Raw genomic sequence first — 18080 nt, 5'->3', positions numbered from 1 at the left:
CCCGCTCCTAAAACAACTCGACGCTGCCTTCGACCGGCGCGTCCTTGATGCTGTAACTGTATTGTTTCTCGCGCAAGAAAATGGTCTGGTTATGCAGATCCTTGATCTTTTTCATTCTGACGCGGCCGCTACGCGGAAAGAAATTGACTTTGCGCGGATAGATATCGCCCAAGTCGTGAGACACCAGCTTCAACGCCTCGGTATCGACATAATCCAAGACGAATTTCACGTTGCGGGCGCCGACATTGCTCAGCGAAGCGATGATCTTGCCGCCGCCGAACAATTTGACCTCCAGGTTCTTCCGTTTACCGCCGTTTTGCAAAATGGTATTGATCAGGTGCTCCATCGCATAATTGCCGTAGCGCAATGCATTACCCACTACAGCCTCGTCGCGGGCGCTCAACCGGCTATCGCTGGTTTCCGGCAACATGAAATGGTTCATGCCGCCGATTCCGGTTTCGCAATCGCGAATGCAAGCGGCGACGCAGGAACCGAGCACCGTCGTGATCATTTCATCCTGGCTGGTGACGTAATAGTCGCCCGGCATCAATTTCGCGGCGACGATTTGGTTCTCTTGGTCCCAGTAGCGGTTGACCCCCTCGAACCCGGCGATAGGCGGTTTTACTAAAGTATGAGTCAGACTCACTTGGCTGTTTTCCGGTAAATGGTGTTTCCGATGGGTTCGAAGGCCGTATCGAGCTGATGCAGCGATTCGGAATGGCCGATAAAAAGATAGCCGCCGGTTTCGAGCAGGCTGGCATAGCGTTCGGCGAGCTTGGTTTTGGTTTGCCGGTCGAAGTAAATCAGCACGTTTCGGCAAAAGATGACATCGAAACGGCCGCACATCGGCCAGTCCCGCATCAGGTTCAGTTGTCTGAACGTGACCGCCGCGCGCAATTCCGGTTTGACTCTGACCTTGTTTGCTTGCCGGCCGCGGCCTTTTTGAAACCAGCGCTTCAGCCGTTGCTCGGAAATGCCGGCGGCGCGATCGGCACTGTAAACGCCATTGGCCGCCGTTGCCAACACATTGGTGTCGAGATCGGTGGCCAATATTTTCAGGTCCCAACCGGCCGGCAGACTCTCCTTCAACGCCATCGCCAACGAATAAGGCTCCTCCCCGGTCGAACACCCAGCCGACCAGATTTTGACCTGCCTTACCGCAGCTTTCTTTTTCAACAGCTCCGGCACCACCGTTTCAGTCAAATATTCGAAATGGTGGTTTTCCCGAAAGAACGAAGTCAGGTTGGTCGTGACGGAATTGATGAATTCGGTAAATTCATCGGCGGGATGGTCGGTTAAATATTGGCAATATTCCTTGAAGCTAGCCAGCCCCAATAACCTAAGCCGCTTCGCCAGCCGGGAATAAAACATATCGAACTTATCGTCCGGTACCAAAATCCCCGAGTGCTGATTGGAAATTTTTCGCAGAATATCGAAATCAGCCTGGGTATATTCGAATTCGCGAATATTATCTTTCATGTTGAGCGCAGACTTGCTAAACCGATCCGGAACGGCCTAAAAAAAGCCGGACACGGCTGCATCGACTTCCAGCATTTCCGACACGCCCAGTAACTGCGCGGCCTCGACAAATTTCTCGGACGGAAAATCGATCGCCACCACCTTTTGTAAACCGGCGGCGGTACATTTCAACACCACCAACAATTGCAGCGTCGAGGTATCGATGCTGGTAACCGCTGAAGCATCGATATCCAGCACGTCATACTGGTTCAACATCTGCACCAACGTATGGTGCAAGCTGGCGACACCCTGAATATTGGATAAAGGCTCCAACACCACGGTCCCTTTGCCGGCCGCCTGGGGCTCAGGCTCGGATACTGAGTCTACGGACTCTGCATCGGCATTACCGGCGCCATCCCGTAACTGCGGCTGCAACGCGATGTTGCCGGCTGGCTCGACTACAGGCACCGGTACGCCGCTTAGCTCGCCGCCAGCGTCAGCCTTCATCCAGGCCAACGGATCGTAGCCAATTAAACTGTTCTCGCCGTTCTCAGCCATTACATCACCCTATTTTCCAAAAAGTCCTTGGCCAGTTCGGTGAAATCCCGCGCCGAGCGGCAGCCTGGACGATACTCAAAAATAGTCTTGCCAAAACTCGGGCATTCGGCCAGCAACGCGGTCTCGCGGATCGGTGTCGCCAGTACTTTGCCGGGAAAATAGCTTTTGACCAATTCCAATACCTCTCTGGACAAGCGCCGCGTCGGAATGTAGCGGGACATCACCAGCGAGAATCGATATTGCCGCTTCAATGCGGCTTCGAATTTCTTGATAGTACCCATTAAATGCGACAAGCCCTGCAGCACCAGATAGTCGGAGGTCATCGGAATCAAAATCTCGTCGGCGGCGAACAAGGCATTGGCCACCAGCACGCCGGAAGACGGCGGACAGTCGATAAAAACGAAATCCTGATCCAACGGGCACGACACCAAAGCCTTTTTCAGTAAATCGCCGCGGCAGGAACCGCCTTCGCTGAGTTGTTCGATTTCTTGCAAACGCGGTCCGGAAACGACTAGATTCAGATTCTTTCTTACCGGTAACAACCGGCCCTGCAACCCGCAATCGGCCAGCATGACTTCGTCGATACCGCCCTGCTGCGGCGCAACGACACCGAGGGATACTGCCAAGTGGCTTTGCGGATCCAAATCGATTACCGTCACCGTTTTGCCCATCCTGGCCAAGGCGTGGGTCAGATTCACCGAGGTCGTGGTTTTCCCGACGCCGCCTTTTTGATTCAGCACGGCTATGATTTTCGCCTTCATTGCAAACTGGCGAACTCGATAAACTCTTCAGGATTCAATAGCCTGTCGACATCCAATAGCATGACCATATTCTTCTTTCCGACATACATGCCGCGCATGTATTCGGTGTTGATTTTGGTTCCCAAGTTCGGCGCCTGTTTTATATCCGCCGGATCGATATCCAATACGTCGGAAACCGTATCGGCCACGACGCCCATCACGCTGGCACCCGCCGCAGTATCGATACTCAACACGATCACTACGGTAACGGGCGTATACTCGGCTTTTTCCATCTGAAACCGCTCGCGCAAATCGATAATCGGCACAATCGTTCCGCGTAGATTCAGCGCGCCTTTGACAAAAGCCGGCGCATTGGGAATTTTCCGGATCGGTTCCCAACCTCTGATTTCCTGGACTTTCAAGATATCGATACCGTAAGCGTCACCGGCCAACTCGAACGTCAGGAACTGTTCAACCTGTTTATTCGTTGCCATGGCTTATTTTCCTTGTGGAGAGACCGACCTGCCGCGGACTCCGATCAAAAATCCTGCCATTCGTCGTCCGTATCGTTCGATCTCGCGACAAATGCCGGTTGACTATTGGATGCCGGAGCCGAAACGGTGCGAGCCGGCTCCGTTCGCACCGCGCCGGCAGCGTGCCCGCGCTGCGCGACCGGATGTTGGCCGGCATTGTTCTCGGTCTTAAAAAACGCCAGCATTTCCACCATATTGGTGGACAAATCGCTCATGGATATACTGGCCGCCGAGGCTTCTTCGGCCAACGCGGCATTTTGCTGGGTGATTTCGTCCATCTGCGCTACGGCTTGGTTGACTTGACCGATGCCGGCAGACTGCTCGACGCTGGCGTCAGCGATTTGGGCCACAATGTCGCCGACTTTCTTGACGCCGGCGACGATTTCAGTCAGAGCCTTACCGGTTTCGTTGACGAACTCGGTACCGGCCCTAACCTTTTGCACACTGTTCTGGATTAATTCCTTACTTTCTCTGGCGGCGGTCGCGCTGCGCTGCGCCAGATTTCTGACCTCGGTAGCGACCACGGAGAAGCCTCGACCTTGCTCGCCGGCACGGGCCGCTTCCACCGACGCGTTCAGTGCCAGCAAATTGGTCTGGAATGCGATTTCGTCTATCACGCCGATAATGTCGGCGATTTTGTTGCTGCTTTCGTTGATTTCCTGCATCGCCGAGACGGCCGCTTTGACGACATTGCCGCCCTTTTCCGCCAACTCCTTGGCGTTGTTGGCCACCAAATTGGCTTGCTGGGCGTTGTCGGCATTGTTTTTCACCGTACTGGTCAGCTCTTCCATGCTCGCCGCGGTTTGTTCCAGATTGGCCGCCTGCTGCTCGGCACGTTGCGATAAATTATTGTTTCCGCTGGCAATCTCTTGCGAAGAATTGTTAATGAAGTGAGCCGACTCGCTGACTTGGCCGAAGATTTCGTTCAGTTTATCGATGGTGGCATTGATATCGTTTTTGCAATTCAAATAGACGCCCTCGTATTCGCTGGTAATCCGGTTGGTCAGATCCCCCGCGGCCATGCTTTGCATGGTACTGCCGATATCACGAAACACGTTTTCGATCACATCGGTCAGTTCGTTGATGCCCTCACTGAGTTTTTCGAAAAAGCCGCGTTTGTCGGCCAGTTCGATCCTGCTCGACAATTCGCCGGCCTTCACGGCCTCGACGATACCGGCAATTTCCTGTTCGATTTTCACTTCGTGGGTCCGGTCCAACCACTCGACCACGACGCCGATGCGCTCGTTTTCGTCGTTTCTGACCGGATTGGCAACGATATTCATATGCCTGTCGCCGATCACCAGCGCCGAGCTGAAGGTGGCGTTCAGATTTGCCAGCAGTTGGCGCTGATGGCCCGGATTTTTGTGGAATTGGTCGATATTGGCGCCCAGCAGGTTACTGGCATCGAATTTCGGCAATTGCTTGCGAATATCTTGCTGTGCATTTTGAAACATCTCCGACACGGTTTTATTCATGTAAATGATGTCCAAATCGTTATTGGCGACCATCACGCAGGACTGCACATTATCCAGCGCTTGCTTGATCCGCATCGCTTCGGAGGCGACTTGTTTGGAGAAGGCCAAATCGGAATTCAGTTTTACCTGCATACCGTACAACGCCCGATAGAAATCGCCAATTTCGTCGCCGCGATCCAGATCGATAGAGTTGCGGAACTGCTCGTCGGCCATCCGGTAGCAAATACCTATCGCCTTCTCAAATGCATTAATGACACTGTTGATTAGCATATATCCCATTACCGAAGCAAAGGTAGCAAGCCCCAAAAACAAGGACATTTCCAAATACTTTTGCTCGACATAGTGGTCGTAGATGGAGCTTAAGGTCGGTAGCAGGAAGATTAGATAGATAATTGCGACTTTTTTCCAAAACCCGATTTCCGAAATTTTTTTAATAGCTGCCACCAAGCCTTTCGGACGCATGCTGGCCTTATTGGCATTGAGTTTTTCGTAAAGCGACTCGGCCTGGGCAATTTGCTCTCGCGACGGCGCATAGCGTACCGACAGATATTCCTGCACTTTGCCGTTTTTGAATACCGGCGTGACATTGGCTTCCACCCAATAATAATCGCCGGATTTGGTGCGATTCTTGACCGGAGCGGTCCAGGGCTTGCCGTTTTTCAAACACATCCACAAATCGGCAAAAGCGGCGGACGGCATGTCCGGATGGCGGACAACGTTATGGTTGGAGCCGATCAGTTCGTCCTTGCTAAAGCCGCTGATCTCTATAAATGCATCGTTGGCATAGGTAATGACGCCTTTCAGATTGGTACGGGTAACCAAAATAGTACCCGGCTTCATCAGAACTTCGCGATCAGTCACAGGGTGATTGAGTTTCATTGCATTTCCTCCAGTACAACCCAGCCGTCAACAGCTTTTTGTTCAGCTTTCATCTTCACCATCCACGCCATCCAATTTTAATAATTTATCCACATCCAGCAGCATGACCATGCGGTCGTTGACCGAAACCAAACCGTTGATAAATTCGGTACTGACTTTGGAGCCAAAATCAGGCGCGCTTTGAATGCTTTTTCGATTGACATCCACTACATCGGAAACCGAATCGACCACAACTCCCATAATCCGGGTCTTGTCGGCCTCGCGGGCCTGCAAAACCACCACCACCGTCAACGGCGTATAAGGGCTATGCCCCAACTGGAACCGCTCCCGCAAATCGATAATCGGCACGATCGCGCCGCGCAAATTCACCACGCCTTTTTCATAGGCAGGCACATTCGGAATCCTCGATACCGGTTCCCAGCTCCGGATTTCCTGCACCCGCAGAATATCGACACCGTATTCTTCCCGGCCCAGGGTAAAACTCAAAAATTGCAGATCGCTCTCGGCTTGTTTCAAATCTTGCTGCTCCATATCGCTGACTTCGATAAGTTCTGCTCGACAGTGCTGCCGCCGGTTATTGGTTAGCCAGGCGCACCAAACCCGGTATATCCAGGATCAACGCCACCGAACCGTCGCCCAAGATGGTCGCGCCGGAGACGCCTTCGATACGCCGGTAATTGGCTTCGAGCGATTTGATCACCACTTGCTGCTGGCCGAGTAAATCGTCGACAAACAAGCCGCAGCGTACGCCTTGGCCTTCGACGACGACGATCAGGCCTTCCGTCAACTTGGTGGTTTTGGCGCCTGGCACTTTGAAAATCTCGTGGATGCGAACGATGGGCAAGTATTGGCCGCGCAGTAAAAAGGTTTCGCCTTTGCCGGCCACCCGGTTAATCCGTTCCTCCTTGATATGCAACGATTCGATGATCGAGCCCAGCGGCAATATGTAGGTTTCGTCACCCACGGCAATCGATTGGCCGTCCAAGATCGCCAGCGTCAGCGGCAAGTGGATGGCAATGGTCGAGCCCTTTCCCAGCTCGGATAAAATTTCGATATCGCCGCCCAAAGCCAGAATATTGCGCCGCACCACATCCATACCGACACCGCGGCCGGAAATATCGGTCAATTTTTCCGCTGTCGAAAAGCCGGGCATGAAGATCAATTCGTAGGTTTGTTTCTCGGTCAGCACGGCGTCGGCATCGATCAAGCCTTTCTCAATGGCTTTGGCGCGTAACTTGTCTTTATCCAATCCTTTGCCGTCGTCCGATACTTCTATCACGATGTTGCCGCCGCGATGGTAGGCCTCCAGCGTAACGGTACCGGTTTCCGGTTTACCCGCCGCGACGCGGACTTCGGGCAGCTCGATGCCATGGTCCAGACTGTTGCGAACCAGATGTACCAACGGATCGCTCAGTAACTCCACCACGGTTTTATCCACTTCGGTATTCTCGCCGACCAGTTTCAGCTCGATTTTTTTACCGAGCTTAGCGCTAATGTCATGCGCCAAGCGTGGGAAGCGGCTGAACACGAAGCTGATCGGCAACATCCGGATATTCATCACGCTTTCCTGCAGCTCGCGGGTATGGCGTTCCAACTGCGACAGGCCGTTTTTTAACTGGTCGAGCTTGTTCATCTCGAAATGGTCGCCCAACAAGCTCAGCATCGATTGGGTAATCACTAATTCGCCGACCATATTGATTAAGGTGTCGATCTTGGCGGTATCGACCCGGATAGAACTGGAACCTTTGCCGGCGGCTTTGGCCTCTTCCTTTTTAGCCGGTTTCGCATCCGTTGGCTGGTTCTCGATTTCGGCTGCGTTTTCTGCTGACTGAGTTTCCGGAATCGCAACGGCCGAAGCGCTGCCGGCTCCATCCGATTCTGGCGCAGATGCCGCCGGCCGGTTCGCCCGATAGCTCGGCTGTTTGGCCAAATCGCAGTCGTCTTCGACCCAATCGAATATCTCGTCGATTTCCCCGGCCGGAATATTTCCGGCCACCTGCAATTTCCATGACAGATGGCATTCTTCTGGATCGAGATCGTACAAGCTGGGCAAGCCTTGTAAATCGACCGTGGTCGTCAACTCCCCCAAAGCGGCCAACTCTCTGAACATCCTGACCGGTTCGTTACCGGTTTTCAGTAGATGCAGATGCGGGCTGAATGCGATCGTCCAGCCGCTGATTTCCAATGCTTCGCCAGCATCGCTCGACACTGCCTGGCGGGCGGACGACGGCTCAGCCACGGCGACAGGCTTCGTCTCGGCACCGGGATTATGCAATTCATTGTCCAGCGCCAACTTGTGCGCCGAGACGGTGGCTTGATCGATTTCCGCGCCATCGCGGATGGACTGCAACATGTCGCGTAAACAATCCACCGAGCCGAGCAAAACATCGACGGCCGGCTGGGTAACCTTGCGCCGGCCGTCGCGCATCTCGTCGAGCAAGGTCTCCATGACGTGGGTAAAATCCGAGACCGCGGTAAAGCCGAACGTTCCGCTCCCGCCTTTGATCGAATGGGCGGCACGGAAGATCGTGTTGATATCCTCGGCGTCGACGTCGCCGATATCCATGTGCAGCAAACCGGATTCCATCGCATCCAGCCCTTCGAAACTTTCCTCGAAGAACACTTGATGGAATTGCGCCATATCGATTGCCATACAACCACCCAGAATTTGCTGCCCCGACGCTAACGGAAACTTAACCCATTACCTTTTTGATCGTTTTCAGCAACTGGTCGGGATTGAACGGCTTGACGATCCATCCGGTAGCCCCGGCATCCTTGCCCTGTTGTTTTTTATCCGCGCCGGCCTCGGTGGTTAACATCAACATCGGCGTGAATTTGTAGTTGGGCAGCGCGCGCAATTCCCTGATCAATTCGATTCCGTCTTTGTTGGGCATATTGACATCGGTCACCACACAATCGAAAGCCTGTGCCTTGGCTTTATTCAGAGCATCCACACCATCGACAGCTTCCACCACACTGAAGCCAGCCCCCTTTAAAGTAAACGCCACCATTTGTCTCATCGATGCCGAATCGTCTACGGCAAGAATCGTCGCCACAATTATTTCCTCCAATTTTTAAGACTCGTTAAAAACGTAGCCGAAATTGCCGCTTTAGCCTCACCGCCAAGCTCCAGGACAATTCCGAGATGAGGGAATTGTAGCCAAGCTCGCTTAACAGTGTAGTTACTGAAATCCGATCTTGCGAGGCTCCGCCGAATTTTGTTTCAGCTCTCATAACTTTGTTTAATACTGTGCTATCTTCAGCTCCGTTTTATAAGTTTCGACGAACCGCCGTCCTGTCATTTTGGAGCCACCCCGAAAAATGAAAAGCAAATCGGCGCCATTGCTCGGCTTTACCCTCGTAGAGTTGATCATAGTAGTCGCCATCGTCGGCATCCTGGCCGCGGTGGCGATTCCCAGCTTTACGTCTGCGATCCGCAGCAGTCGTCTGACCTCCACCGCCAACCAGCTAGTTACCGCGCTGAACTACACCCGCAACGAAGCGATAAAGCGCGGCCAAATCGTCGTTGCAGCGAAAACCGGCAGCCAATGGGAAAACGGCTGGCAAGTATTTATCGATGTGGATCGGTCTAGCAATGCGAACAAAAATACCTTTAACGACGATGGTGACGGTAACCTTTGCGAATCGGACGAAGATTGCGTATTGCGTGTCTACGAAGCACTCCCGGCAAATTTCACGTTACGCTCCAACAGTTTCACTGATTACATCCATTACAAACCGACCGGTGATAGCAATACACAAGGCTCCTTTGCGATTTGCGACAATAACGACGGCAACAACATCCCGGAACCGAGAACTTCGCGCTTGGTTGTAATCGGGCCTACCGGACGTGTTGGTCAAGGGCGGGACCGCGACAACGACGGCATACCGGAAAAGAGCGACTTAGCCAGCGAACTCAGTTCATGCACCAACCCCTAATGATTATCCCAACAAAACAGTTCGCAGCATCGAGTCAACAGCACTGTGCGCGGCAGTCGGGCAGCAGCTTGATCGAAGTATTGGTTACAATGCTGATCGTTGCAATCGGTTTGCTCGGCTACGCAGGATTGTTGGCTACAACGGTAAAAAACAATAATTCCGCGTTTTTACGGAGCCAAGCCACCTTTTTAGCCAACGACGTATTGGAACGGCTCAGACTAAACCGCGCAACTGCGATAACCGGCAATTGCAACGTCGCATTCGGTGCGGCTCCGCCCAACGCTCCCAACACCTTGACCAATTGTGCCGCGGCGTTACGCTCCGATCTGGGCGACTGGAAGAATACCGTCAGTGCTGTCCTACCAGCCGGCGACGCTAGCCTGTCCGTCAACAATACCGGAGCCGCGGTCATCAACGTGCAGTGGGACGAAGACGGCGATGGCGTCGTGACCAGCTTTTCGACCCGTAGTCTGATATGAGCAGCAATTCGAACGAAAGCTACCTATCTCGCACCATCTCCAAATGTAGGGGCGTAACACTGATTGAACTGATGGTGGCCCTGACCATTGGCCTAGTTATTATTGGTGCAATCGGAAGCATATTCCTGGCCAGCAGACAAAGTTTCCGAGTACAGGAAGTGATGTCGCGCATGCAAGAGAATGCCCGCTTCGCATTCGAAGCGATGGATAGAGATATCAGGATGGTAGGATTTTCCGGCTATGTCGCCTGCACATCCTCAGAGTGCAATGACGTTACTAACACTTCGGCAACCTGGTGGAGCAAAAAATTGTTGACCCAGCCGCTCAGAGGCTACGAAGACAGCCTACCGGCAGACATGACTGCCGGCGATCGCCTGCGCGGAGATTCGTTCAGCGTGATTCGGGCCGACAAGGCGACCGAAATGACGGTCAGCAGCCATGTACCGCCGACTATTACGCTGAGTGCCGCGCATACCTTCAGCGCTGGAGACATTCTAGTCATTAGCGGCACGACCAACACAGCCATCTTTCAGGCCAGCGCCGTGACGAGTACCACAATTACTCACGGCAAGACCGGCATATCTCCAGCTAACTGTACAACGGAGTTAGGAGTAATACCGACTCCGGTCAATTGCGCCAATCCGGGTTCAGCCATAACCTTTGCTGCAAACAGCGGCGTATTCGAATTAAGCGCCAACACCTATTACATCCGCACCAACGCAGCCGGAGAACCGGCGTTGTACAGAGAAAGGCTGCGTTCCGAAATTGTCGGCGGCACACCAACTGCAAAGACAATAGCCGAAGAGTTGATCGACGGCGTAGAAAACATGCAAGTCACTTATGGTGTCGATACCACCGTTCCGGCAGACCAAAACATAGACAGTTACGTCACTGCCAACAACGTGGCTGACTGGTCTAGAGTGCTCGGCTTGCGCATCAGTCTGCTGATGGTCTCCCGCCAGGACGAAAAAGGCATCACCTCGCAAGCCCAAACTTACACTTACAACGGAGCGAGCGCGACAGCAGCAGACAATCTGTTGCGAAAAGTCTTCACTACCACCATTGCGATCCGTAATCGCCTGTGAGGCTTTGATGAAACACTTACACTACAGCCGATATCCGGGCAAACAGCAAGGGGTTGTTCTATTTACTGCATTGATTTTTCTGGTTGCATTGATGCTAATCGGTAACAACGCCGTTCAAAACAGCGGTCTGGAAGAGCGTATGGCCGGGAACACTCGGAATCGGGATATGGCCTTTCAAGCCGCGGAAGCTGCGTTGAAAAACGCCGGCAATACACTTTCTACATGGCGAGTTGGGCCATGGACCGGAACAATGCCGGCGGGATTGGTCAATAATCCTTCACACGCCAACGACAGCAGCTATTGGGGCAATATTGCCAACTGGACGAATTACAAGTCATTCACAGTAAGCGGCGTAGCGGAGAATCCGCGTTACATAATTGAAAAAATGCCCGACGTCGGAACAGTTGAACATTATCGCGTCACCGCCCGAGCTGTGGGCGGAGACACCAGCGCAGTAGTCATTCTTCAGGCGGCGTTTAGCTACACGCCAAGTCCTTGATCCAGCCGGTTTCGGTTAGGGAGTCGAATATGAAATTCTATTCAAATAAAACGCTCAGGTTTTTGACCGTTGCGCTGGCTCTTATAATCAACGCTCCAGCCAACTCAACGGACCTCGACATAGCTGATGTGCCGTTGTTCGTAACCGCAAGTATGCCGCCTAACGTGCTACTTACTCTAGACGACTCGGGCAGCATGGCTTGGAGCTATGTACCGGATAACTTGGATATTAATCAAGGTACAAAACGCTTCAAAGCCGCCAATTTCAATGCTATCTATTACAACCCAGCCGTAACCTATACTCCGCCGCCAAAATATAACGGGGGCAACTGTAAATTGGACAATACCAATCCTTCCACCTGCTATCCGAACGTCAGCTTTACCGCTGCGCCACTTAACGGTTTCGATACCAGCCTGGGTACGGTGAATTTATCTAGCAACTACCGGGTGACGCTGGAATACAATCCGAGCAGCAACTCCCAAACTTTTGCTTCGTCTCCAGCGACAGGGGGACATGCCTTCTACTATTTGTTCGATAGCACAAATGCTAGTTGCGACGGCACTAAAGGGGATGAAGATTGTTACGATTACTACGATGTCACAACTCTTTCGGCCACCGCTCAGCAAAATTTCGCCAACTGGTATTCCTATTATCGTACTCGCAATCTGGCGACAGTATCCGCGGCTATGAACGGCTTTGCCGGACTCAGTGGCAGCATTCGCGTCGCTTGGCAATCTATCAATTCTTGTAACAGTTTTGGTACCAGTTGTAACGGCTGGGGCGACCCAGGCCAAAATATCGATAACCGCATTCGCCGGCTCAACGCGGTTACCCATACCGAGACTACAAATACTGTATTGAGTAGCAACGTAACCACCACTAATTACAGCTATACCTGTACTGCGTTGTTTAATGAGAGAAACGCCCTAGGCCGCGACGACCGCATCGAACTCACCAATTGTACCCAAACATCACCTACCGCCGGAACTGGTTTTCCGCCTACGTCTGGCCAAGGTTCACCGGCCAATGCGAACTCCGGCATTATCACCGCAAGTTGCAGCAACGTAACTTATTGTAAAAATTATGTCACCACCGGAACCTCCATTAACAGCGGCGTATACCGAATCACGGTACCCAACAGCATCGCCACCGATTCTTCCAATATCTCCAACGTAGTAATCTCTTGGAACGAAACGGTGACCACTACCGTTTACGAAACCAGGGATATCACACATAAGGAAGATCTATTTAACTGGCTGTCGAGGTTTCCGGCTTTGGGCGGCACCTACCTTCTGAAAGCAGCTAATAACGCCGGCAAATATTTTCAAGGTACTGTCAACATCAACCACCCTTACGCCGAAGACCCACAAATTTTGGATGGCAGTCATTACGCCTGTCGGCGTAGCGTGCACCTGATGATGACAGACGGTAGCTGGTGTGGCGATACATCTACCGACTATTCAGGTATCGGCGACACCAACAGTACCGCAACCAGCGTTCCGTTGGGCCCTGACGGCAGCACCAACTACAGTTGGACTCCGAGTTTTCCATTCCGGGATAAGCAATCGACCAATCTCGCCGACATCGCCTTTTATTACTGGTCCAAAGATCTGCAAACAGGGATAGACAACAAACTGAGTCCATTGATTCGTGAAGCGTCTACCAATACCGACCTCGCCGCCAAAAAGTCGGAAGAATGGTTCAACCCAAAAAATGACCCGGCAACCTGGCAACATTTGAACACCTATTCGGTTGGGTTGGGTTTAAGCGGCAGCCTTATAAGTCCATATCCGAATTGGGGAGGTAATACCTTCTCAGGCGACTATGACAAGTTAGTGGCAGGCACTTCTTGCCCGACCAGTACTACAAGTTCTAGCGCGGCATCCCGCTATTGCTGGCCCTACACGGCAAACGGGGAAAGCTGCGCGGGCTATGTGGCATCAACACCCAGTAAAGTTTACGACTTGTGGCACGCGGCGATCAGCGGCAGAGGCAAATTCTTCGGCACCGAGAGTGCGGCCGACTTGGTCGACGCATTCAATAGCATCCTGCACGAAGTGGCCGACGAGAGCATGACAGCTGCAGCCTTGGCAGCCAATTCAACCGGTTTGCAAACATCAACCTTACTTTACCAAGCGCAATTCGACCCCTCCGACTGGTCCGGGCACTTTTACGCCAAGCCGATCAATCCCACTACGGGAGTACCGCTAGCAAGCGCCTGGGACGCTGCCAGCCTGATTCCGACAGCTTCTGACCGTAAAATATTTACTTATGATGGTAGTATCGGCATCAGCTTCGCAAGTTGTGCCTCTCTGAGCTCGACTCAACAAGCCGCGCTAAACAGCACGGACAATCGTTGTACAGATCGGCTTAACTGGCTGAGGGGGACAACCATCAACGATTTTCGCGCCCGTAAAAACACCGTTCTGGGCGATATCGTAAACTCCGACCCTTATTTTGTTAAAAATACCGACTTCGGTTTCACCAGTCTGCCGTCGGGTACCGCCGGACAATCCACCTATGCCACTTACGTCGCAAATAACCTGAATAGGACTCCAATGGTGTATGTCGGAGCTAATGACGGTATGTTGCACGGTTTCCAAGCCGATACCGGTCAAACCAATTCAGGAAAGGAAATTTTTGCCTATGTTCCGGCCGGCGTTTACGACCAATTAAGCGCTCTCACGAGTCCGGATTATAACCATCGCTATTTTGTAGATTCCGGCCCGAAAGCCAGCGACGCTTATTTATCTGGCGCCTGGAAAACCGTGTTGGTGGGAGGCTTGGGAAAAGGAGGCAAAACCGTTTATGCCTTGGATGTAACCGACCCTACTAACTTCGATCAAACCAAAGTGATGTGGGAGTTCCCGAACAGTGCAAATTTACTAGCGGACTCTACCATAACGACCGATTTAGGCTACACCTTTAGCCAACCGCAAATTGGTCTACTTCGTGACGGTACCAACGTTATCTGGGCAGCGATTTTTGGCAACGGTTACAACAGCCCATCCGGCAAAGCGTTCTTATACATCGTTAATTTGTCCAATGGCAGTCTGATCAAAAAGATCGCAACCAATAATGAAACCAGCAACGGTCTATCGACACCTTACCTCCTGGATGCCGATGGAGACAAAATAATCGATTCAGTCTATGCCGGCGATTTACAAGGAAATTTATGGAAATTCGATCTAAGCGCAAACAATTCCACCGCCTGGGGATTAGGTAACGGTGGCTCGCCATTATTTACGGCGATTAATAGTTCGAATCAAAGGCAGCCCATCACTTCTTCACCATTGGCCGGCGGCCATCCCGACGGCGGATTTCTGGTTTATTTCGGTACCGGTAGCTATATCACGACAACCGACGCCTCAAACACCAATGGTCAAACTTTTTACGGCATTTGGGATAAGCCGAGCACGTCCGGAACGGTGTTACGTTCGGCCTTACAGTCGCAAACCATCGTCACCACGACTACGGCATTCGGTTCGACTATTCGCTTAACGACCAGTAATTCAGTCGACTGGTCGACAAAAAGGGGCTGGTATCTCGATTTGAGTGTTGGCGAGCGAGTGAACTCCGCACCGTTAATAAAGTACGGGAGAGTCATTTTCGCTACAACCATTCCTCATTCGGATCCCTGCGAATCGGGAGGTACGACGTGGCTAAACGAAATCGATTTGGTCACCGGCGGAGCTCCAATAAACTCATCCTTCGATTTGAATAACGACACGAAATTCAACGATAGCGACAAGATCAGCATAAACGGCGTTCTATTCTCTGTCACCGGTTTACAATCCACGGTCGGCATCGCAAAAGCTCCAATATGGTTGGAAACAATTGAGGGCAGCAAATGTGTTGCATTTAAGGAAATGTCCGGCAGTAGCGGAGAAATCATGACGATTAGCAATAGTTGTGGTACTGGGGGCGGTACAGGTAGTACGGGTACCGTGAAACGGGAGTATTGGATTCAAATTCAATAACCTTATTCAAATAGCCCGGACTGATGGAGTAAACCTAACTCCAGGCTGAAGCGAGATGTAGAATCATGAAGAAACAGATCGGGTTTACTTTGATTGAACTGATGGTTACTGTAGCCATCATTGGCGTTCTAGCCGCGATTGCCATCCCCAGTTACCAGGATTATGTAATGCGCTCACGGCGTAGCGATGCAAAAGGCGCGTTACTCGGATTGGCGAATGCATTGGAGCGGCAATTCACTGCCACCAATTCGTATTGCGATGCCGGAGGAACCGGCGGAGCGGATAGTTGCGGAACCAACACCAACGACACCGGGGCGCCGTCGATTTATGCTACTCAAGTGCCCATTGACGGCGGAACGGCAACCTACAATTTGACAATCTCTGCCGCAACACAGAATTCCTACACGATCCAAGCCGCGCCGACCGGCAGGCAGACCGCAGACAAATGCGGCACCCTTATAATTAACAATATCGGTACGAAAAGCGTATCTGGAGCCAGCTTAGACGCTACCGCCTGCTGGAGTAAATAAACCCCATCAAAGCGTTGGTACCGAACCGAATTCGGTCAGAGCTGGTTGCACCGAACGGACTATCAGGTTATCAACATCGCATCGCCATAACTGAAAAAACGGTAGCGCTGTTCTATGGCATGCCGGTAAGCCGCCATTACCGCGTCGTAACCGGCAAATGCCGAAACCAGCATCAGCAGCGTAGACTCCGGCAAATGGAAATTGGTAAACAAAGCATCGACCGATTTAAACTTGTAACCGGGGGTAATAAATAAATCGGTGTCGCCGATTCCCGCCGTCAACTGCCCACCGGCGGTGGCTGACTCCAATGCTCGAACTGCAGTAGTACCTATCGCGACCACCCTGCCACCGCGCGTGCGCGCCGCTTCGACGGCGTCCACCGCATTCTGCCCAACGCTGTAAAATTCTTTATGCATGGTGTGTTGGCTCAAATCGTCCACCCGCACCGGCCGAAACGTGCCGCTGCCGACATGCAAGGTAACGAAAGTCCGCTTCACCCCTTTCCGATCCAGATTTTCCAATATCGCTTGATCGAAATGCAGGCCGGCGGTTGGTGCCGCGACGGCGCCGGCGCGGTCGGCGAACACGGTCTGATAACGCTCGAGATCGCTATGTTCATCATTGCGATCGATGTAAGGCGGTAGCGGAATGTGCCCGACTTCAGCCAACAACTCCAGCAAGCCGTTAGCGCCGGGCAAGCTTAATCGGAACAAATCCGCTTCCCTCCCCAACACTTCTAAACAGCGGCCATTTTCCAATTCGATCAAAGATCCCGACTTCGGCGACTTGCTGGCTCTGATATGGGCCAGAGCTTGCTGCGGATTCTCGATGCGTTCGATCAAAATCTCAACCTTACCGCCACTGCTTTTGCGGCCGAACAAACGAGCGGGTATTACCTTGGTATCGTTGAATACCAATAAGTCGTCTGCCGACAACAACTCGAGCAAATCGGTAAACTGGCGGTCGGATACTGCACCGCTGAGTTTATCCAAATGCAACATGCGGCTGGCGCTACGTTCCGGCAACGGGTATTGGGCGATTAATTCGTTAGGCAAGCGGTAATTGAAGTCGCTCTTTTTCATGATAAGTTCGGCAACAATAAAACACCCGGGGCATTCAGAAACCCGGAATAGGTCAGGATAGAAAACTCGGCGTTAATTCGCCGCGCCGTTAATGGTCGCGGCTTGTTCGCCCGTTTGCAGTGTGGCTGGTAAGGAGCGGATAGCGATAACCAGTTGCGCTAAAGTAGTGTCGGCCGGCAGCCGATCCGCCATTAAATATGGCACCAGTTCGGTATCTTCCAAATCCAATATGCGCAGGAACGCCTGTTGCTGTTCGGATGTTGCAGACAGATAAGCGCGCTCCAGATAGCGAAGCAACAACAAATCCAATTCGAGGGTGCCGCGCCGGCAGCGCCAGCGCAGCTTATTCAATTCACTCACAAATGGTCGCGTTCCACCAAACGCTTCTTGATTTCGGCGATCGCTTTGGCCGGATTCAAACCTTTCGGACAAGTGTCGGTACAGTTCATGATGGTATGGCAACGGTACAGCTTGAACGACTCGTCCAATTCGTCGAGGCGCTCCTGATCGTTGTCGTCGCGGCTATCCGCCAGCCAGCGGTAGGCTTGCAGCAAAATCGCCGGCCCAAGATATTTATCGCTGTTCCACCAATAACTCGGGCAACTGGTCGAACAACTGGCGCACAACACACATTCGTACAAGCCGTCCAACTTGGCCCGATCTTCCCGACTCTGCAGCCGTTCGCTGTCTGCCGGCGCTTCGCTGGAAGCCGTCAGCCAGGGTTTGATCGAAGCATACTGCTCGAAAAAATGGCTCATGTCGGCCACCAAATCTTTGATGACAGACATGTGCGGCAGCGGGAATATCTTGATGGTGCCTTGGTAGTCGCTGATAGCTCACCGG

The 18080-nt window shown here is 52.4% G+C and carries 17 protein-coding genes and 1 pseudogene; 6 read left to right on the top strand and 12 right to left on the bottom strand.

The genetic code is table 11. From position 1 onward, the window contains the following. Positions 1–7 precede the first annotated feature (7 nt). From cheD to VXJ35_RS10125, 9 genes are read right to left on the bottom strand one after another with little or no spacing between them, the layout of a single operon-like run. Entirely contained in the window at positions 8–646 is a 639-nt protein-coding gene (gene cheD, locus VXJ35_RS10165; RefSeq protein ID WP_054760756.1) for a chemoreceptor glutamine deamidase CheD, read from the bottom strand. Further along, positions 643–1479: a protein-glutamate O-methyltransferase CheR gene (locus tag VXJ35_RS10160; protein WP_064021453.1), complete on the bottom strand. Its 837-nt coding sequence runs from the start codon at positions 1477–1479 to the stop codon at positions 643–645. The genes cheD and VXJ35_RS10160 overlap by 4 nt, the downstream gene beginning before the upstream one ends. A 36-nt stretch (positions 1480–1515) precedes the next feature. Beyond that, entirely contained in the window at positions 1516–2016 is a 501-nt protein-coding gene (locus VXJ35_RS10155; protein WP_064021452.1) for a lipid asymmetry maintenance protein MlaB, read from the bottom strand. Next, positions 2016–2777, bottom strand: a complete 762-nt coding sequence (locus VXJ35_RS10150; RefSeq protein ID WP_064021451.1) for a ParA family protein — start codon at positions 2775–2777, stop codon at positions 2016–2018. Before VXJ35_RS10150 ends, VXJ35_RS10155 begins: the two co-directional genes overlap by 1 nt. Then, positions 2774–3250 carry a chemotaxis protein CheW gene (locus VXJ35_RS10145; protein WP_054760764.1) on the bottom strand — a complete coding sequence of 159 codons (477 nt, stop codon included), beginning with the start codon at positions 3248–3250 and terminating at the stop codon, positions 2774–2776. The genes VXJ35_RS10150 and VXJ35_RS10145 overlap by 4 nt, the downstream gene beginning before the upstream one ends. A gap of 44 nt (positions 3251–3294) precedes the next feature. After that, the gene (locus VXJ35_RS10140) at positions 3295–5643 is read right to left on the bottom strand and encodes a methyl-accepting chemotaxis protein (RefSeq protein WP_064021450.1); all 2349 of its coding nucleotides are present in this window, start codon (positions 5641–5643) and stop codon (positions 3295–3297) included. 42 nt (positions 5644–5685) lie between these two features. After that, positions 5686–6174: a chemotaxis protein CheW gene (locus VXJ35_RS10135; protein ID WP_064021449.1), complete on the bottom strand. Its 489-nt coding sequence runs from the start codon at positions 6172–6174 to the stop codon at positions 5686–5688. Positions 6175–6217: 43 nt separating this feature from the next. Further along, positions 6218–8296, bottom strand: a complete 2079-nt coding sequence (locus tag VXJ35_RS10130) for a chemotaxis protein CheA (protein WP_064021448.1) — start codon at positions 8294–8296, stop codon at positions 6218–6220. Between the two features lie 40 nt (positions 8297–8336). Beyond that, the gene (locus tag VXJ35_RS10125) at positions 8337–8699 is read right to left on the bottom strand and encodes a response regulator (RefSeq protein ID WP_096876742.1); all 363 of its coding nucleotides are present in this window, start codon (positions 8697–8699) and stop codon (positions 8337–8339) included. Between the two features lie 265 nt (positions 8700–8964). Between VXJ35_RS10125 and VXJ35_RS10120 the strand changes: the two genes are divergently transcribed. The 6 genes from VXJ35_RS10120 (at position 8965) to VXJ35_RS10095 (ending at position 16155) form a co-directional block, all read left to right on the top strand. Further along, positions 8965–9582 carry a GspH/FimT family pseudopilin gene (locus VXJ35_RS10120; protein WP_064021447.1) on the top strand — a complete coding sequence of 206 codons (618 nt, stop codon included), beginning with the start codon at positions 8965–8967 and terminating at the stop codon, positions 9580–9582. Continuing rightward, entirely contained in the window at positions 9582–10061 is a 480-nt protein-coding gene (gene pilV / locus VXJ35_RS10115; protein ID WP_197496033.1) for a type IV pilus modification protein PilV, read from the top strand. The genes VXJ35_RS10120 and pilV overlap by 1 nt, the downstream gene beginning before the upstream one ends. Continuing rightward, complete coding sequence (locus VXJ35_RS10110; RefSeq protein ID WP_064021446.1) at positions 10058–11146, top strand: PilW family protein; 1089 nt, start codon at positions 10058–10060, stop codon at positions 11144–11146. The genes pilV and VXJ35_RS10110 overlap by 4 nt, the downstream gene beginning before the upstream one ends. 7 nt (positions 11147–11153) lie before the next feature. Further along, positions 11154–11645 carry a PilX N-terminal domain-containing pilus assembly protein gene (locus VXJ35_RS10105; RefSeq protein ID WP_064021445.1) on the top strand — a complete coding sequence of 164 codons (492 nt, stop codon included), beginning with the start codon at positions 11154–11156 and terminating at the stop codon, positions 11643–11645. Positions 11646–11674: 29 nt separating this feature from the next. Beyond that, the gene (locus VXJ35_RS10100) at positions 11675–15625 is read left to right on the top strand and encodes a pilus assembly protein (protein ID WP_157198140.1); all 3951 of its coding nucleotides are present in this window, start codon (positions 11675–11677) and stop codon (positions 15623–15625) included. A 65-nt stretch (positions 15626–15690) separates the two neighbouring features. After that, positions 15691–16155, top strand: coding sequence for a type IV pilin protein (locus VXJ35_RS10095; RefSeq protein ID WP_064021443.1), 465 nt, complete (start codon positions 15691–15693; stop codon positions 16153–16155). Positions 16156–16217: 62 nt separating this feature from the next. On the opposite strand, the gene queA is transcribed toward VXJ35_RS10095, so the two are convergent. The 3 genes and pseudogenes from queA to VXJ35_RS10080 form a co-directional block, all read right to left on the bottom strand. Further along, positions 16218–17237, bottom strand: coding sequence for a tRNA preQ1(34) S-adenosylmethionine ribosyltransferase-isomerase QueA (gene queA / locus VXJ35_RS10090; RefSeq protein WP_064021442.1), 1020 nt, complete (start codon positions 17235–17237; stop codon positions 16218–16220). 72 nt (positions 17238–17309) lie between these two features. Further along, entirely contained in the window at positions 17310–17597 is a 288-nt protein-coding gene (locus VXJ35_RS10085) for a succinate dehydrogenase assembly factor 2 (RefSeq protein WP_064021441.1), read from the bottom strand. After that, a pseudogene (locus VXJ35_RS10080) lies at positions 17594–18073 on the bottom strand (succinate dehydrogenase iron-sulfur subunit); the annotation flags it as partial. The gene VXJ35_RS10085 and the pseudogene VXJ35_RS10080, both read right to left, overlap by 4 nt. Positions 18074–18080 lie beyond the last annotated feature (7 nt).

The organism is Methylomonas sp. DH-1 (assembly GCF_046097555.1).
Taxonomy (GTDB): Bacteria; Pseudomonadota; Gammaproteobacteria; order Methylococcales; family Methylomonadaceae; genus Methylomonas; species Methylomonas koyamae.
This window is presented reverse-complemented; position numbering and strand designations above follow the sequence as displayed.

Excerpts from the sequence above, each read along its gene's own strand:
- VXJ35_RS10160 (WP_064021453.1), bottom strand. The coding sequence starts at position 1,479 with ATGAAAGATAATATTCGCGAATTCGAATATACCCAGGCTGATTTCGAT.
- VXJ35_RS10155 (WP_064021452.1), bottom strand. The coding sequence starts at position 2,016 with ATGGCTGAGAACGGCGAGAACAGTTTAATTGGCTACGATCCGTTGGCC.
- VXJ35_RS10150 (WP_064021451.1), bottom strand. The coding sequence starts at position 2,777 with ATGAAGGCGAAAATCATAGCCGTGCTGAATCAAAAAGGCGGCGTCGGG.
- VXJ35_RS10145 (WP_054760764.1), bottom strand. The coding sequence starts at position 3,250 with ATGGCAACGAATAAACAGGTTGAACAGTTCCTGACGTTCGAGTTGGCC.
- VXJ35_RS10140 (WP_064021450.1), bottom strand. The coding sequence starts at position 5,643 with ATGAAACTCAATCACCCTGTGACTGATCGCGAAGTTCTGATGAAGCCG.
- VXJ35_RS10135 (WP_064021449.1), bottom strand. The coding sequence starts at position 6,174 with ATGGAGCAGCAAGATTTGAAACAAGCCGAGAGCGATCTGCAATTTTTG.
- VXJ35_RS10130 (WP_064021448.1), bottom strand. The coding sequence starts at position 8,296 with ATGGCAATCGATATGGCGCAATTCCATCAAGTGTTCTTCGAGGAAAGT.
- VXJ35_RS10120 (WP_064021447.1), top strand. The coding sequence starts at position 8,965 with ATGAAAAGCAAATCGGCGCCATTGCTCGGCTTTACCCTCGTAGAGTTG.
- pilV (WP_197496033.1), top strand. The coding sequence starts at position 9,582 with ATGATTATCCCAACAAAACAGTTCGCAGCATCGAGTCAACAGCACTGT.
- VXJ35_RS10110 (WP_064021446.1), top strand. The coding sequence starts at position 10,058 with ATGAGCAGCAATTCGAACGAAAGCTACCTATCTCGCACCATCTCCAAA.
- VXJ35_RS10105 (WP_064021445.1), top strand. The coding sequence starts at position 11,154 with ATGAAACACTTACACTACAGCCGATATCCGGGCAAACAGCAAGGGGTT.
- VXJ35_RS10100 (WP_157198140.1), top strand. The coding sequence starts at position 11,675 with ATGAAATTCTATTCAAATAAAACGCTCAGGTTTTTGACCGTTGCGCTG.
- VXJ35_RS10095 (WP_064021443.1), top strand. The coding sequence starts at position 15,691 with ATGAAGAAACAGATCGGGTTTACTTTGATTGAACTGATGGTTACTGTA.
- queA (WP_064021442.1), bottom strand. The coding sequence starts at position 17,237 with ATGAAAAAGAGCGACTTCAATTACCGCTTGCCTAACGAATTAATCGCC.